This is a genomic window from Streptomyces sp. A01 (assembly GCF_059026195.1).
Window position 1 is genome coordinate 40,372 of record NZ_JBWLKN010000038.1, and the last position, 16,378, is coordinate 56,749.

Below are 16,378 nucleotides of genomic sequence, written 5' to 3' on the forward strand. Positions count from 1 at the left end.
CGGCAGTGTGCCTGGTGGGGGGCAGGGTGATCGAACGGTTATCGGGCCCCCGGTCCGGGTGCACGTGCCGTGTGGTTACCGGAGTTGGGATGCGGCGAATTCCGCGCCCGCGTCCCGTAGCCGGGTGTGCAGTGCGGCGAAGACCCGCGCCGAGCGGTCGCCCGGCCAGTCGGCGGGCAGCAGGGCGGAGGGGAGCCCGGGGTCGGCGTACGGCAGCGCGCGCCAGGAGTCGAGCGCCAGCAGATAGTCCCGGTAGGCGTCCGCCGGGGGGAGGGACCGGCGGCGCGTCCAGCGGCGCAGGACCGGTTCGTGGGTGTCGAGGAAGGCGTGGTGCCGTGCGGCCAGGGCGTCCAGGTCCCACCAGCGGCGCACCGACTCCGCTGTGGGCTCGAATCCGGTGTGCGCGCCCTCGAACAGGTCCACGTACGGGGCGAGTTCCAGCCGCTCAAGGGTGTGCCGGGTCTCCTCGTACAGGTGGGCCGGGGCGATCCACACGCCCGGTGCCGCCGTGCCGAAGCCGAGGCGTGAGAGCCGGGAGCGCAGCAGGTGGCGCTTGTGGCGCTCGTGTTCCGGCACGGAGAAGACCGCCAGCAGCCAGCTGTCCGGTTCCTGGACCACGGGGCCGGGGCCTGCGGGGCCCGGCCGTTCGAAGCGTTCTTCTGGGGAGCCGGTGTGCGGGGAGCCGTCGGGCACGGTGGAAGCGGGCGGTGCGGTGTCCGGCCGGGCGGGGCCCGGCCGCGTGGGTAAGCGGCTGGCGCCGATGCGGCCGTAGATGCGCCGGTCGCCGTCGTCGAGGAGTTGGCGCGCCGCGTCCGACGGGGCGTAACCGGCGGCTCCGTCCGCTGTTTTCGCGGCGACGAGCAGTCCGCGCCGCTTGAGCCGGGAAACGGCGGACCGTACCGACGGCGGATCGACGCCCACCGCGCCGAGCAGCCGGATCAGGGCGGCCACCGGCACGGGGCCGCCCGGCGTTTTCCCGTGCCCACGGCCGTACGCGCCGTAGTACGTGACGATCAGGGAACGCGGGGTGTGCTGCGCGAGCGGGTCGGTCACGCGGTCACTCTAGATCGCCGCCGCGCAGCCGGTACCGCTGTAGCTTCCCGGTCGGGGTGCGGGGGAGGGCGTCGAGGAAGCGGACCTCCCGCGGGCACTTGTACGGGGCGAGCTTCCGGGCGGCGAACTCCCGTAAGGCCGCCGCCGTCTCCTCCCCGCGCGGCAGGCCCGGCGCGAGGACGACGTGGGCGACGACGACGGCGCCGCGCGCCTCGTCCGGGCGGCCGGTGACGGCCACTTCCACCACATCCGGGTGGTGTGTCAGGGCCTCCTCGACCTCGGGCCCGGCGACGTTGTACCCGGAGGTGATGATCATGTCGTCGGCGCGGGCCACGAAGCGGAAGTAGCCGTCTGGTTCCCGTACGTACGTGTCGCCGGTGAGGTTCCAGCCGTCGCGTACGTACTCCCGCTGCCGCTCGTCCGACAGATACCGGCAGCCGGTGGGGCCCCGTACCGCGAGGAGCCCCGGTTCGCCGTCGGGCAGCGGCGCGCCGTCGGGGCTCACCACCCGCGCCTCGAAGCCGGGGACCGGCAGCCCCGTCGTGCCGGGCCGGATCGCGTCGTCGGCGGCGGAGATGAAGATGTGCAGCAGCTCCGTGGCGCCGATTCCGTTGATCAGCCGCAGCCCCGTCGCCTCGTGCCAGGCGTGCCATACGGCCTCGGGCAGGTTCTCGCCCGCCGATACGCAGCGGCGCAGGGAGGAGATGTCGTGGCCGCCGCGGAGCCCGAGCATCGCCCGGTACGCGGTCGGCGCGGTGAACAGCACAGAGACCCGGTGCCGGGCGATGTCGGCGAGCAGCTTCGACGGGCCGCCCCAGTCGTCGAGCAGCGCCGACGCGCCCGCCCGCAGCGGAAAGATGACAAGACCGCCCAGGCCGAAGGTGAAACCCAGCGGTGGGCTGCCCGCGAACACATCGTCAGGGCGTGGCCGCAGCACGTGCGCGGAGAAGGTGTCGGCGATGGCCAGCACATCGCGGTGGAAGTGCATGCACCCCTTGGGGCGCCCCGTGGTGCCGGAGGTGAAGGCGATCAGGGCGACATCGTCGGCGGCGGTCGGCACGGCCTCGTACGAGCGGGGCCGCCCGGCGGCGAGCCGTAGCAGGTCATCGGGCTCGTCGGACCCGTAAGCGGCGATGCGTAGGCCAGGGACACCGGCCTCCTCAAGGTGGCTGAGCGAGTCGGCGGCGCACACCGCGTGCCGCACCTGGGCCATGGCGCAGATCGTGGCCAGCTCGTTCGGCCGCTGGCTGGCCAGCACGGTCACGGCGATGCCGCCCGCCTTCAGTATCGCCAGCCAGCAGGCGGCCAGCCACGGGGAGGTGTGGCCGCGCAGGAGCACCCGGTTTCCCGGACGTACGCCCAGGTCGGAGGTGAGGGCGTGGGCCAGCTGGTCGACGCGGCCGCGCAGTTCGCCGTACGTCCAGTGCTGCCCGTCGCCGCCGCGCAGCGCGATCCGGTCGGCGCCGAACCGCTCCGTGGTGGCGTCCAGCAACTCGGCCGCGCAGTTGAGCCTGTCGGGGTAGGCCGGGCCCGGCGGGCCGAGCAGCAGCGTGGGCCACTGGGCGGCGGGCGGCAGGTGTTCGCGGGCGAAGGTGTCGGTGTGGGCTGACGGCATGAACTCCATCGAGGATGCGCCCCCTACGGCCTGCCGTCCGGCCTGGCACCGGGCGGGGAAGTGCGGCAGTCCTGCCCTGAAGCTGCTTCGTCAGCGTAACGTGTTGGTGACGACAGTCAACATGCCGCGATAGAGGAGGATGCCGGTGTCCGCCTTCGCTCTCGACCCGCCGCAGCGGGAATGGTGTGCCACGCTGCGTGCCCTCGCCACCGAGCGGCTGCGCCCGCTCGCCGAGCGCGGAGCCCCGGGCCGGGTCAACCGCCCGCTGGTCGCCGCCCTCGGTGAACTGGGGCTGCTGCGGCGGCTGTTCCCCGACGACGGTCCGGTGCGCGCCCTCGACCTGTGCCTGCTGCGCGAATCGCTCGCCATGGAGTGCACGGAGGCGGAGACGGCGCTCGCCCTCCAGGGCCTCGGCGGCTACCCGCTCGTCCAGGCGGGCACCGAAGCGCAGCGCGCCCGCTGGCTGCCTGAGGTGGTGGCGGGCCGGGCGGTCGCCGCGTACGCGCTCAGTGAGAGCGGCGCGGGCTCCGACGCCGCCGCGCTCGCGCTCGCCGCCGAACCCGACGGCGAGGGCTGGCGGCTGACCGGCGAGAAGTGCTGGATCTCCAACGCGCCGGAGGCCGACTTCTACACCGTCTTCGCCCGCACCACCGCGCATGCCGGGTCCCGGGGCATCACGGCGTTCCTGCTTCCGGCGGACCGCCCCGGGCTCGGCGGACGGCCTCTCGACATGCTCAGCCCGCACCCCATCGGCAGCCTCACCTTCGACGCCGTGCCCGTCCGTCCCACCGATGTCCTCGGCGAGGTGGACGCGGGCTTCGGCGTGGCCATGCGGACCCTGAACCTGCTGCGGCCCAGCGTCGGCGCCTTCGCCGTCGGCATGGCGCAGTCCGCGCTGGACCTGTCCATCGCGCACGCGGGCGCGCGTACGGCGTTCGGCGGGCCGCTGAAGGACCTCCAGTCCGTCTCCCACCAGCTGGCCGAGATGGCCACCCGCACCGAGGCCGCGCGGCTGCTGGTCTACGCGGCGGCCGCCGCCTGCGACGCGGGCGGGCCCGGCATCGCACGGCACTCCGCGATGGCCAAGCTGTTCGCCACCGAGACCGCCCAGTACGTTGTCGACGCCGCCGTCCAGATCCACGGCGCCCGCGCCCTCCAGCACGGGCACCCGCTGGAGCACCTGTACCGCGAGGTGCGCGCGCCCCGGATCTACGAGGGCGCCACGGAGGTCCAGCGCACCATCATCGCGAAGGAGCTCTACCGGTGACCCTCGACCGCACCAACCCGCCCGAGCTGTCCCCGGCCACCGGCTTCACGCACGCCATCACCGCCACCGGTTCCCGGCTGGTCTTCCTGGCCGGGCAGACCGCGCTCGACGGCGGCGGCAAGGTCGTCGAAGGACCGCTCCCGGCCCAGTTCGAACGCGCCCTGAGCAATCTCCTCGCCGCGCTGCGCGCCGCCGGGGGAGCGCCCGAACACCTCGCCCGGGTCACCGTCTACGCCACCGACGTCGCCGACTACCGGGCGCACGCCGCCCAACTCGGGCGCGTATGGCAACGGCTGGCGGGCCGCGACTACCCGGCGATGGCGGTGATCGGCGTGGTCCGGCTGTGGGACGAGCAGGCGCTGGTCGAACTGGACGGGATCGCGATGCTGCCGTAGGCGCGAGGGCCACGTGGGTCCATGCCCCGCGCCATTGGCGGTACCCCGGTGGCGCGCACCGCCTTCCTCTGGAAAAACGGATCTATCCAAAGGAGGCACTGGTGACCAGATCCCCCCGCGCCGTCGCGGCTGCCGCGTTACTGATGGCTGGTTGCCTGGCGACCGCCGTTCTTCCCGCCGAGGCCGGAGCCGCCGAGGCCCAGCGCACGGACGACCCCGCGCGTACGGCCGACGCCGGGGAACCGGCGGCGCGCGGCGCGGACCCGGCGGCCGGGCCGATCACGGGCGATCCCCGGGCCGAGGCGGCCCCTGACCCGCCGAGGGGTCCGCACGCCCCGGTGGGCCGCCGCCTCGCCCCGCCCCGGGTCAGTCACGACGACTCGGTCACCGTCAGCTACTTCGACCTGGGCAACCTGGACATCGGCCCCGTGAGGGACCCGGGCCGCTACCGCACCCCCGTACGGGGCATGCTCACCGTGCCCGCCCGGTCCCCGGGCCGGCCCGCGCCGCTCGTCGTCGTCGGCCACATGCGGGCGGGCGGCTGCACGGCGGGCAAGGTCGCCTACCCCTGCCCCAGGGGAACGAAGGAGCGCCGCTACGACCGGGGCATGCGCTACCTCGCCGAAACGCTGTCCCAGAAGGGTTACGCCGTCCTCGTACCCGACCTCGCGCCCCTGTTCGTGGGGCAGAAGATCGTGGGCGGCTACGACCAGAAGGCCGCGTGGCTGGGCGTCATGGACGCGACGCGCGACAAGCTCGCCGCCGCCGTACGACGCGGCGACCGGGCGTTCGGCACCCGCCTCACCGGCCGCGTCGACACCTCGCGCGCCGCGCTGATCGCGCACTCCCGCTCGGCCTACGGCATCGCCCCGATGGCCCGCACCTGGCGGGCGGGCGCCCCGACGCGCCTCACGTCGGTGTTCGCGCTGACTCCCGCGTACGACGTCAACACCTTCCCCGGCCAGGACTTCTCACCCGCACCGCCGCCCGGGCTGCCGTACCTGACCGTGATCGGCGGCCTCGACGGCGACGTCAACATGATGGGCAACGCGCACCTCGCGCGGTACGTGACCCAGCGGCGCACGGCGCCCGCCGCCGCCGTGACGGTACGGGGCATCGGCCACTACCCGTTCAACCGCGAGGCCAGCCGCCACCACGAGGACGACCGCAAGGTATGCAGCAAGGCGTGCCCGACGGTCGCCGACCACGAAAGGCTGCTGCGCGGCGCGGCGGCCGACTGGCTGCACCAGACCCATCGCGGCGCGGGGCCGCCCCGCTACCCCCGCCACCTCACCGACCCGGCCGCCCCGGTGCCCGGCACCTTCCACGGCCGCTGGGCGCGCTGGCTGGTGAACACCCCCGCCCGCGGGCGCGTCGTACTCCTCGACCCGCGCCAGTCCACGGAGCGGCGGCAGCAGCCCGTCGTGCCCATCGGCGACGCCAGGACCAGGGTCTGCCGCTACTACCCGCCCATGGACCCCCGCGACCACCCCGACGCCTGCCCGCGGCCGGGGAGCGGCATCGTCAGCCGGAACACCGCCCACGTCCAGTGGGCGGGCTGGGAGAGGTCCGGCGGCGTACGCGTCACTCTGCCCCGCGCCAGCGCCGTGCGCCGGGCGCTGGCCCTCCAACTCAGCCCCTGGGGGATGCCCACGAAGGCCACGGCCGGGATGCCGCTGCGCGTCACGCTGCGGGACACGCGCGGGCGCGCGTCCACGGTCACCCTCCCCGCGAGCCACCCCGCCCTGACGGGAGTGCAGCGCGGCGCCGACCCGGAGAACTTCCAGATCTCGACCATCCGGGTGCCGCTCCGCGCGTTCGAGGGAGTCGACACGACCCGGCTGAGGGCACTCGAAGTCGGCGGCAGGGGCAAGGGATTCGGCGTACTGCTGCGCTCAGCGGAACTCGCCTCCTGAGCGGCGCCGCCAGCGACGCGGGGGGACGACACGGCCCCTGGCTCCGTGCCCCATGCCCCGTGCTCCGCTCCTCGGGCTCCGTGCGCCGTTCCCGGTGGTCCGTGCTCCGTGCTCCGTGCTCTGTCTGGCGCGGCGTCAGCCGACCAGCGCAGCTCGGCTGGTGACGGCCACTCGGCCGGTGACGGCCGCTCGCCCGGCGACGGTCAGCCGGTCAGCCGTCCGGCGACGGCCAGTGGGCCGACCGCCCCGGTGGCGCCCCGCTGACACACACCTGGTGACAAGCCCGGGTCGGGGTACACGTGAATGCGCGATGGACGCGACCGGGCGACTGGTGGAAATTTCGGGTAAAGGTAGGGCATGGTGCTGCGCTCACTGACACGGCTCCCGGTAGCGGGGCTTGATCTCGCGTTGGGCGTCCCCGTCCAGGCCGCACGCCGGGCCGTAGCGTCGGCCGACGCCGCGGCCCGGCTGGCGGTCGATGCCGTCGAAGCCGGGTTCCGGACCACGGCGGAGGTGTCCGCCGCCGCGGTCCGGGTCGGCCGGGTGGCCCGTAACACCGTGACGCCCGGCGCGGACATGTGGCGGGCCGGTTCCCGGGTGCATGTGGCGTTGCGGAGGAGGCCGGGCGCCGCCGGACGCGGCGCCCGCACTCTGGAGTCGGCGGTGAAGCGGGTGGCGCTCGCGCTGATGCGGCGGCCTGACGTGGTGAGCGCCTACTGGGACGGCGGGCTGGCGCGGCTGGTCGTACAGGTCACCGACGACGCTCTCACCGAGCACGTCGCGCGCGAGGCCCTGGAGTTGGCCGAACGGCACGGTCTTGAACACGCCGACGAGCGGCCGGATGAGCGGCAGGGCACGCCGGGGTGCGCGCACCCGGGGGCGGTCAGCGGTGTGCGGTCGGGGGCGCTGGCCCTGGTGTGCGATGTGGCGGGTATCGCCACGGCGGTGACGGCGCGGGCGGTCCGGCTGAAGAGCTCGCCCAAGCTGGTCACCGCGGCCGTGACCTTGCTGCGTGAGGACTCGCGGGTCCGGGCGGTGCTCCGCCACCGGCTGGGCGCCTCCGCGGCCGAGGTGGTGCTGGCGGCGGCCAACGCCGCCGCCCACGGCTTCGGCCAGTCACCCGGTGTCCTCGCGCTGGACGCCGCCCTGCGGACCAGCCAGGTGGTGGAGGCCCTCACCCGCGCCGCCGCGTTCGACGCGGCGCACGACACCCTGTGCGCGCCGGACCGGGCGAGCGTGTCGGGCCGCCGGGTCCCCCGGCCATCGATCGGCCGGTCCTCGGCGCAGGAGTACGCGGACCAGGCCGTCACCGGGAGCCTGGTGGGCGCGGCCGCGACGCTGCTGTTCGCCCGCAACGCGGAACAGGCGGCCGAGGCCGTGCTGGCGGGCTCGCCGAAGGCCGCCCGGTACGGCCCGGTGGCCTTCACCGCCGCGCTGGGCACCGCGCTGGCCCACCAGGACGTGCTGGTGCGCGACACCGAACGGCTGCGCCAACTGGAGCGCGTGGACACCGTCGTACTGCACCCCGACGCGCTGCGCAGCAACCGGCGCGCGGTACTCGAAGTGCACCCCAGCGTCGCACGGTGGAGCCACGACCGGCTCTGGCACGCCGCCGCGGCCGCGCTGCACCAGGACGCGTTCCCCGAGGCGTCCAGCGGCGAACCGGAGATCGGGCTGCGCCCGGTGCCGGGCGAAGGAGCGGCCGAGACCGGCTTGATGATCGCCTCGGCGCGCGGCAGGGACATCGGCACCGTCCTGGTCGGCTGGGAGCTCGATCCGCTGGCCGACGCGGTGCTGGACGCGGCACGCCGGGCCAGGCTGCACGTGGTGATCCCGGCTGACGCCTCACTCGGGGCCTTCGCCATGCTGGCCGACGAGGCCCCTACGGGGGAGCGCGCACTGGCTGACGTCGTGCGGCGGCTGCGTGAACAGGGGCGCGTCGTGGCGACCGTCGCCCGGGTGCCGGGGGAGGGCGCCGCGCGGCAGGACCTGAGTACGGAGGGGCAGGAGGTGCTGGACGGGCTGCTGGCCAGTGACCTGGCCGTGGCCGTCACCGATGACAGCAGCGCGGTGGTCTGGGGAGCGGACGTCCTGACCCTGGACGGACTGGCCGGAGTGTGGCGGCTGCTGGCGGCTGTCCCCGCCGCGCGCAAGACCGACCGGCAGGCGAAGGTCCTCGCCGAGGCAGGCGCCACGCTGTCCGGTCTCATGGTCATGACGGGCAGGTCCTGGCCCCGGCACGCGCTGTTCGCCCTGGGCTGCCGCATCAACCCGGTCAACGCGGCGGCGGCCGCCGCCTTGTTCGTGGGCTGGCGGTCGGCTTCCGCTGTGGCCGCCACGACGGTGCCCCCGCCACGGCCCCAGGTTCCCTGGCACGCCCTGCACCCCGACGAGGCAGTCGCCCGGCTGGCCGCCACGGCCCGCCCCGCCCCGAGCCCGGTCAGCGCGCTGCGTACCACCGTCAGCGAGCAGGCCGCGGCCATCGCGCGGCTGCCGGTCTTCACCCCCGTACGCCTCTCGGCGCGGCTGTTCACCGCGGTGGTGGCGGAACTGAACGATCCGCTCACTCCGGTGCTCGCCGTCGGCGCTGCGGCGTCCGCGGTGCTGGGGGCGCCCGTGGACGCCCTGCTGGTGACCGGTGCCATGGGAGTCAACGCCGTCTTCGGCGGTGTGCAGCGGCTGCGTGCCGAGCGGGCACTGGCCACGCTCGCGGTGGGGCAGCGCCGGCAAGCGCGCCGTGCCGCCGCCGCGGACAGCGAGGCGGCCACCGTCGAGGCGGCCAAGCTCATGCCGGGTGAGGTGATCGAGCTGCGCACCGGTGACGTCGTGCCCGCTGACGCGCGCCTGCTGGAGGTCACCGGCCTGGAGGTGGACGAGTCCTCACTGACCGGTGAGTCGCTTCCCGCGTCCAAACAGCTGGCCGCGACCCCGGAGGCGGTGGTCTCGGACCGCGGCTGCATGGTGTTCGAGGGAACCACCGTCGTCGCCGGGCACGCCCAGGCGGTGGTCGTCGCCACCGGCGACCAGACCGAGGCGGGGCGGGCAGCCCACCTGGCGTCCCGCAGCTCGGTCGCCGGAGGTGTGCAGGAACGGTTGCGCGAGCTGACCCGCAAGGTACTGCCGCTCACCCTGGCGGGCGGGGCGGCGGTCACCGTCCTGGCGCTGCTGCGCGGTCGGCCCGTGAACGAAGCCGTCGGCGGTGGCGTGGCGGTCGCGGTGGCCGCCGTCCCCGAGGGCCTGCCGCTGGTGGCGACGGTGGCGCAGATGGCCGCGGCCCGCCGCCTCAGCCGCCACGGTGTCCTGGTGCGCACCCCCAGGGCGCTGGAAGCGCTGGGCCGCATGGACACCATCTGCTTCGACAAGACCGGCACCCTCACCGAGAACCGGCTGCGCCTGGTCCACACGGTCACCGCGGACGGCAGGACCGACGCGGCGGACGGCTCACCGTCCGACCCGGTCCTGCGGGTGGCGGCCCGGGCCTGCCCGCTGACCACCAAGGAGATCGGCCACGCCCACACCACCGACGAAGCCGTCCTGGCCGCCGCACCACCCGATCCGCACTGGAAGCAGACAGCCGCTCAGGCCTTCGAAGCCAGCCGTGGCTACGCCTGCGCGATCGGCCGCGAGGCCGACGGCCCGCCTGTGCTCGTCGTCAAGGGAGCCCCGGAGATGGTCCTGCCGTGCTGCGAAGGCGCCGGTGCGGACGCCCCCAAGGCGGCGCAGACCCTGGCCGCCCAGGGCCTGCGGATTCTCGCCGTGGCGCAGCGCGCACTCAGCCCCGGCGAGACGGACGACCTCTTCGGCCGCCCCCTGAAGGGGCTCCGCCTGGTCGGCTTCGTAGCCCTGGCCGACACCCCGCGCGCCAGCTCGGAACCCCTGGTCGCCGACCTGATCAGCGCCGGGGTACGCCCGGTGATCCTGACCGGCGACCACCCCCGCACCGCCCGCGCGATCGCGGTCGGCCTCGGGTGGCCGGAGGACGTCGCGGTGGCCACGGGGGACGAACTGGCGGCCCTGGACCGCTCCGGACGAGCCCGGCTGCTCGCCGGGTGCGGCGTCATCGCCCGCGTCGCGCCCGAGCAGAAACTCCAGGTCGTCGAGGCCCTCCAGGAAGCCGGGCGGGTCGTGGCGATGGTCGGCGACGGGGCCAACGACGCCGCGGCCATCCGCGCCGCCGACATCGGCATCGGCATCGCCGTACGCGGCTCCGCCGCCGCGCGCAACGCCGCCGACCTGGTCCTCACCACCAAGGAACTGACCCCCCTGGTCGCCGCCGTCGAGGAAGGCCGGGCCCTGTGGCGCAGTGTCGCCGACGCCATCAGCATCCTCATCGGCGGCAACGCGGGAGAAGTCGGGTTCGCCGTCGTCGGCACCCTCGTCTCCGGCGCCTCGCCCCTGTCGACCCGTCAACTGCTGCTGGTCAACCTGCTGACCGACATGTTCCCCGCCATGGCCGTGGCGGTCACCCCGCAGGACGAGCCGAACCCGGAACCTCCCCAGCACACCGATGCCGCGCAGTCGCCGGTCGCCATCGCCGCCCTCGGAGAGCCACTGACCCGGCAGATCCGTCAGCGGGGGTTGATCACCGCACTCGGCGCGGGTACGGCATGGCTCATCGGCGCTCTCACCCCCGGAACGGCGCGCCGCACCAGCACCATGGCCCTGTGCGGCCTGGTCGGCGCCCAGCTGGCCCAGACCCTCACCGGCCGTCGCCGCAGCCCCCTGGTCCTGGCCACCGCGCTCGGCTCCGCCATCGCCCTGGCCGCCCTGGTGCAGACACCCGTCCTCAGCCACTTCTTCGGCTGCACCCCGCTGGGCCCGCTGGCCTGGGCGGGAGTCGCCGCCGCCATCACCGTCGCCGCCATCGGCCCGCACACCCTGGCACCCCTCGAACGCACCCTGACGGACCTGGCCCGTCGGCACGTTGTGGCGTCATGAGGGGGCGCCGCGCCGCCGACAGCTCGCTCCGGCACCCGGATGAGTGTCCGGCTCGCGCGGTGGCACCCGTGCACGCGCCTCGCGCGTGCATCCCGCCGACGGTGCTCGGTGGAGGGCAGGGTGGCACCCGTGCGCGCGCCTCGCGCGCCCCCAAACCCACTGCCGCGCGCTGTGAAGACCGCGGCTGGAGTCCTACCAAGATCGAGAAGGTCGCGTCTGGCCGGGGCGGCATGCCCGAAGCGAGGGAAGGTACGGCATGAAGGACAGGAAGACAGGGTGGTTCGACGAGGGGCCCGCGGGCCTGCCGCCGTCGATGGCGCGGCTCCAGCCCAAAGGGCCCTACCCGAACGGCTGGTTCGCTCTGGCCGGGAGCGACGAGCTGCGGCGGGGCAGGGTCCTCACCCGGCGGTTGATGGAGGAGGACGTCGTGCTGTACCGCACGGCCAGCGGGCGGCTGTGCGCCTCCGGGGCGCACTGTCCCCACATGGGCGCCCACCTCGGTTACGGCGGGACGGTACGCGGCGAGAACATCGTCTGCCCCTTCCACAACTTCGAGTACGGCCCGGACGGGGCCTGTCTCAAGACCAGGTACGGCACTCCGCCGCCGCCCAAGGCCCGTCTGTCGACGATGGAGTGCTGCGAAGTGGACGGCCTGGTCTTCGTGTGGCGGCACGCGCTGGGAGAACCGCCGTCCTGGCAGATCGACCCGCGGCCGACCGAGGGCTTCTCCAAGCCGCACAGCACCGTCCGGGCACTCGTGGAGTATCCGCAGGACGTGCTGGAGAACATCGTGGACTACGGACACTTCCTGCCGGTGCACGGGATCGGCCACGAAGTCATCGAGGAGCCGTGGTTCGACGGGGTGCGTATGGGGGCGACGTACCGGTTCTTCGCGGCCAAGTCCACGAAGAAGTCGGCGTGGGCGTCGGCGGTCTCGCCGAAGGCGAAGGTCGTGGTCCAGGGCGTCGGCGTGGGCTGTACGGAGATCGAGGTGCCCCAGCTCGGCATCCAGGTCCGCACCCGGTTCTGCCCCACCCCCGTGGACGCCGCCCATGTGGACCTGCGCCTGGCGATCAGCACCCGGTTCACCAGACTCGGCGACGGCCGGGCCACCGAGGCCCTCGCCGCGCTGACCGCCCGGTCGCTCACCGCGCTGTTCTGGTACGACACCAGCAAGGACTTCCCCATCTGGGAGCACCGCAGGTACGCACAGCGGCCCCGGCTCACCAGGGGAGACGGGCCGATCACCAAGTTCCGGCGCTGGTCCCGGCAGTTCTACACCCCATCGGAGAGCGACGCCCCCGAGCTCGCGGCGACCAGGGGGCATCAGCCGTGACCAACGTGCCCGGATGGCTCAGCCGCCAGGGCCCCGTGCGTTCCCGCTGTGCGGAGTGCGCCCCGCGCCGAGGGCGTGCGGCGGCAGGCCCGGCTCAGATGTCGCGGAAGATCTCGATCTGCGCGCCGATCGAGTTCAGCCGCTCCGCCAGGTCCTCGTACCCCCGGTTGATGACATAGACGTTGCGCAGCACCGAGGTGCCCTCGGCCGCCATCATCGCCAGCAGCACCACCACGGCGGGCCGCAGTGCGGGCGGGCACATCATCTCCGCGGAGCGCCACCGGGTCGGGCCCTCGACCAGCACCCGGTGCGGGTCGAGCAGCTTGACCCCGGCGCCGAGGCGGTTGAGGTCGGTGAGGTAGATCGCCCGGTTGTCGTAGACCCAGTCGTGGATCAGTGTCGAGCCCTGCGCGCTGGCCGCGATGGCCGCGAAGAAGGGCACGTTGTCGATGTTGATCCCCGGGAAGGGCATGGGGTGGATCTTGTCGAGGGGCGCACTCAGCTTGGACGGCCTGACGGCCAGGTCGACCAGCCGGGTACGGCCGTTGTTCGCCGGGTACTCCGCGCTCCGCTCGTAGTCGAGGCCCATCTCCTCCAGCACGGCGAGTTCGATCTCAAGGAACTCGATCGGGACGCGCTGGATCGTCAGCCCCGACTGGGTCACCACGGCCGCCGCGAGCAGGCTCATGGCCTCGACCGGGTCCTCCGACGGCGCGTAGTCCACATCGCGGTCGATCTGCCCGACGCCGTGCACCGTCAGCGTCGTCGTACCGACGCCCTCGACCCGTACGCCCAGCTCCTCCAGGAAGAAGCACAGGTCCTGCACCATGTAGTTGGAGCTGGCGTTGCGGATCACACTGACGCCCTCGTACTGGGCGGCGGCGAGCAGCGCGTTCTCGGTGACGGTGTCGCCGCGTTCGGTCAGCACGATGGGGCGGGTCGGGGCGACGTCGCGGTCGACCTCGGCGTGGTACATCCCGTCGGTGGCCGTGACCTCAAGGCCGAAGTGGCGCAGTGCCGTCATGTGCGGCTGGACGGTGCGGGTGCCGAGGTCGCAGCCACCGGCGTAGGGGATACGGAACCGGTCCACGCGGTGCAGCAGCGGGCCGAGGAACATGATGACGCTACGGGTCCGCCGGGCGGCGTCCAGGTCCATGGCGTCCAGGTCGAGTTCGGCCGGGGGCACGATTTCCAGGTCGTTGCCGTCGTTGATCCAGCGGGCGCGGACGCCGATGCTGCCCAGCACCTCCAGGATGCGGTAGACCTCTTCGATTCTGGCCACCCGGCGCAGCGTCGTACGGCCCGAGTTGAGCAGCGACGCGCACAGCAGCGCCACACAGGCGTTCTTGCTCGTCTTGACGTCGATGGAGCCCGACAGCTGGCGGCCGCCGACCACGCGCAGATGCATCGGTCCCGCGTAACCGAGGGACACGATCTCGCTGTCGAGCGCCTCACCGATGCGGGCGATCATCTCAAGGCTGATGTTCTGATTTCCTCGCTCAATGCGGTTGACAGCGCTCTGGCTGGTGCCGAGCGCCTCTGCTAGCTCCGACTGCGTCCAGCCACGGTGCTGACGTGCGTCGCGAATGAGCTTCCCGATACGGGCGAGGTAGGCGTCTGTCATGGGCTCAATGTTATCTCAGATATGAGATGAGGTCATGCTGGCTGGCCGACGTGGCGCGTCGCAGGCCGGGCCCGGATGTCCGGCCCGGCGCGCCTGGCGCCGACCGCTGAACCTCCGGCGGCTCGGTGGTCCCGCGGGAGCGGCGCCCGCGAGGCCGACGCCTTCGGCGGGGTCCCGCGAAGAGTCGCCCCGAGGCAAGCATTTGCCTGTCGGCTGTCATTGCCGCGCCACTTGGCGTGCTCTTAGCGTTTCGCCCGGCTGAGATTCACCGGCCACACGGATGCGAGTCGTTCCCCGCGCTACTCGAAAGAGGTCTCCCCATGCGCCCTTCCCTTGCCCGCCGTACGCGAACTGTTCTGACGAGTCGCCCCCGCCGGACCCTGGGTGCGGCGGTCGGCGCGGGTGCCGTGCTGTTCGGCCTCCTCGCGGTGCCGAGCGCCGGTGCCGCCGGCGACAAGACGTCGGGCGACAGCGCCTCGGCCGTGCGCTTCCCCGCCAGCCAGCGGGCCGCCCACGCCGCCCCGGCGTCGGATGAGATCTCCAAGGTGCGGGTCACCCGCAACGAGGTGCCGGTCAAGCCGGGCAGCAAGACCAAGGTGACCGTGACGGTCGACTCGCCCGAGGCCGGGCACATCTGGGTCTACCTCGACCGGGTGCACGTCGGCGAGATGGGTCCCCAGTGGGCCAACGGCCCGCACCCGGGCCTGACCGCCAAGCCCGACAAGAAGTGCGTCGCCTTCGACGACCCGAAGAACATCGGCATAGGCACCGGCTTCAAGTGCCCCACCCCGGCGGGTTCTTCCAAGGTGGTCTTCACGGTCAAGGTCCCGAAGAACCTCCCGTCCGGGGCCGTGGCGTTCTTCGACGCCTACCACCAGGTGGGCTCATCCATGTGGAACGCCGGGTCCTTCTCCGGCGGCTTCGGCGTGAAGTAACCCCCGGCGTCACCCCCAGCCCACCGCTACCACCGTCACCGCCGCCGCCAGCGCCACCGTCACCGCCTCACCACCGGCTCGGAAGCCGCTGAAGCGTCCTCAGCGGTCCCGTTGCCGGATATCGGCGAGGAGCGGTGCGAAGTACCCACCGTCCTCCTCGGCGAAGGCCGTGAGCATGGCCGTGGCGTTGGCGCGGTCGGTCTCGTCGGGGTCTTCCGCGGCCAGCTCGTTCTCCAGCACCCACGTTTCGAGCATGATGGAGTAGCCGACGAGCACGTCGGGGCCGCCCGCGGCGTCCAGCGTGGATGTGGCGATGCGACGGACCACGTCCCGCAGTGGCGCGCGTTCGTCGGGGTCACCCGGTGCGAAGGCCATCTTGACGACCTCGTTGAGGTCGATCGCGAGCGGTGCGACGACGGCGAATTCGAAGTCGAGCAGCGCGACGACCCGGCCGTCGTGCCACAGGGTGTTCGGTGTGCAGAAGCCGCCGTGGTTCAGCGCCTTGGGCGCTTTGGGCAGGGCGGCCCAGAAGAGGTCGAGTGCCCGGCCGAGCCCCTTGGCCTGGGGCGCGGTGAGTTCTCCCGCGGTGACGAGCCGGTTGAGGCCGGCCGTCGCTTGCGCCGGGCTTGGGGAGAAGAACGGCGAGCGGGAGCGGGCGTGCCGTGCGGCGGCGGCCACGTCGACGTGGTGGACGTGACGGGCTCGTTCCCACATCTGCTCGATGGCGCGTGACCGGGCTGTGGGGTCCAGCGACGGCCAGACCTCCTCAAGGTTCTCTCCGGCCACTCGCCGGGTCAGCACCCACTCATGACCGTGCCGGACGCCCGCGTCGATGATGGCGGGATAGCCGACTTCCGTGGGAAGAAGTCTCGCCAGGCGTTCCTCACGGAGCAGATCCGCTGTTCCCGGCCTGGTCGCGACACGCACGACAAGCTCATCGGCCAGCCACGTGGCGTTGGTCCAGCCCCGGCCGTGTTCGGCGCTGGCAAGGTCTGCTCCATGTTCGCGCAGGACCGCCTCGGCCACGCGTCGGGGAACCAGAGGTGCTGATGTCGCCGTGCGTCACGGCGGTCACGTTAACAGGGGCACGAAGCGGCGGACCAGTCATTTCGACGGCCTCAGATCGTGCCAGGGCCCGCTCGGCGGGAGGGGAGAGGCGTCAGCGGTAGGGGAGAGGCGGGGGGACAGGTGCGGAGGCCGTCCGTGCAAGGGCGCGCGCTACTGACCTGTCTCAAGGAATCTAGTCGTCGACGAGCTTTTGACCTGGTGGGACTTGGTTGGCTGAGACGGGAGACTCCT

At 73.2% G+C, this 16,378-nt stretch carries 10 protein-coding genes; 6 read left to right on the top strand and 4 right to left on the bottom strand.

The window, feature by feature from the left end; all coding sequences use genetic code 11:
- Nucleotides 1–75: 75 nt before the first annotated feature.
- Nucleotides 76–1,053 carry a PaaX family transcriptional regulator gene (locus tag AC5P1B_RS32550; RefSeq protein ID WP_493891602.1) on the bottom strand — a complete coding sequence of 326 codons (978 nt, stop codon included), beginning with the start codon at nucleotides 1,051–1,053 and terminating at the stop codon, nucleotides 76–78.
- A gap of 4 nt (nucleotides 1,054–1,057) precedes the next feature.
- Nucleotides 1,058–2,677 carry an AMP-binding protein gene (locus tag AC5P1B_RS32555; protein WP_493891603.1) on the bottom strand — a complete coding sequence of 540 codons (1,620 nt, stop codon included), beginning with the start codon at nucleotides 2,675–2,677 and terminating at the stop codon, nucleotides 1,058–1,060.
- 136 nt (nucleotides 2,678–2,813) lie between these two features.
- Here AC5P1B_RS32555 and AC5P1B_RS32560 point away from each other — a divergent pair, with 136 nt between their 5' ends.
- The 5 genes from AC5P1B_RS32560 (at nucleotide 2,814) to AC5P1B_RS32580 (ending at nucleotide 12,520) form a co-directional block, all read left to right on the top strand.
- Nucleotides 2,814–3,935, top strand: a complete 1,122-nt coding sequence (locus AC5P1B_RS32560; protein WP_493891604.1) for an acyl-CoA dehydrogenase family protein — start codon at nucleotides 2,814–2,816, stop codon at nucleotides 3,933–3,935.
- Nucleotides 3,932–4,330, top strand: a complete 399-nt coding sequence (locus tag AC5P1B_RS32565) for a RidA family protein (RefSeq protein WP_493891605.1) — start codon at nucleotides 3,932–3,934, stop codon at nucleotides 4,328–4,330. Before AC5P1B_RS32560 ends, AC5P1B_RS32565 begins: the two co-directional genes overlap by 4 nt.
- A 101-nt stretch (nucleotides 4,331–4,431) precedes the next feature.
- Nucleotides 4,432–6,246, top strand: a complete 1,815-nt coding sequence (locus tag AC5P1B_RS32570; RefSeq protein WP_493891606.1) for an alpha/beta hydrolase — start codon at nucleotides 4,432–4,434, stop codon at nucleotides 6,244–6,246.
- A 357-nt stretch (nucleotides 6,247–6,603) separates the two neighbouring features.
- Entirely contained in the window at nucleotides 6,604–11,184 is a 4,581-nt protein-coding gene (locus tag AC5P1B_RS32575) for a cation-translocating P-type ATPase (protein ID WP_493891607.1), read from the top strand.
- A gap of 256 nt (nucleotides 11,185–11,440) precedes the next feature.
- Nucleotides 11,441–12,520, top strand: coding sequence for a Rieske 2Fe-2S domain-containing protein (locus AC5P1B_RS32580; protein ID WP_493891608.1), 1,080 nt, complete (start codon nucleotides 11,441–11,443; stop codon nucleotides 12,518–12,520).
- A 94-nt stretch (nucleotides 12,521–12,614) separates the two neighbouring features.
- On the opposite strand, the gene AC5P1B_RS32585 is transcribed toward AC5P1B_RS32580, so the two are convergent.
- Nucleotides 12,615–14,144 carry a helix-turn-helix domain-containing protein gene (locus tag AC5P1B_RS32585; protein WP_493891609.1) on the bottom strand — a complete coding sequence of 510 codons (1,530 nt, stop codon included), beginning with the start codon at nucleotides 14,142–14,144 and terminating at the stop codon, nucleotides 12,615–12,617.
- Nucleotides 14,145–14,464: 320 nt separating this feature from the next.
- Between AC5P1B_RS32585 and AC5P1B_RS32590 the strand changes: the two genes are divergently transcribed.
- Nucleotides 14,465–15,079, top strand: coding sequence for a hypothetical protein (locus AC5P1B_RS32590; RefSeq protein ID WP_493891610.1), 615 nt, complete (start codon nucleotides 14,465–14,467; stop codon nucleotides 15,077–15,079).
- Between the two features lie 99 nt (nucleotides 15,080–15,178).
- Here AC5P1B_RS32590 and AC5P1B_RS32595 read toward each other — a convergent pair whose 3' ends face one another.
- Complete coding sequence (locus tag AC5P1B_RS32595; RefSeq protein WP_493891611.1) at nucleotides 15,179–16,105, bottom strand: phosphotransferase family protein; 927 nt, start codon at nucleotides 16,103–16,105, stop codon at nucleotides 15,179–15,181.
- Between the last annotated feature and the right edge of the window lie 273 nt (nucleotides 16,106–16,378).

Excerpts from the sequence above, each read along its gene's own strand:
- AC5P1B_RS32585 (WP_493891609.1), bottom strand. The coding sequence starts at position 14,144 with ATGACAGACGCCTACCTCGCCCGTATCGGGAAGCTCATTCGCGACGCA.
- AC5P1B_RS32575 (WP_493891607.1), top strand. The coding sequence starts at position 6,604 with ATGGTGCTGCGCTCACTGACACGGCTCCCGGTAGCGGGGCTTGATCTC.
- AC5P1B_RS32590 (WP_493891610.1), top strand. The coding sequence starts at position 14,465 with ATGCGCCCTTCCCTTGCCCGCCGTACGCGAACTGTTCTGACGAGTCGC.
- AC5P1B_RS32555 (WP_493891603.1), bottom strand. The coding sequence starts at position 2,677 with ATGGAGTTCATGCCGTCAGCCCACACCGACACCTTCGCCCGCGAACAC.
- AC5P1B_RS32580 (WP_493891608.1), top strand. The coding sequence starts at position 11,441 with ATGAAGGACAGGAAGACAGGGTGGTTCGACGAGGGGCCCGCGGGCCTG.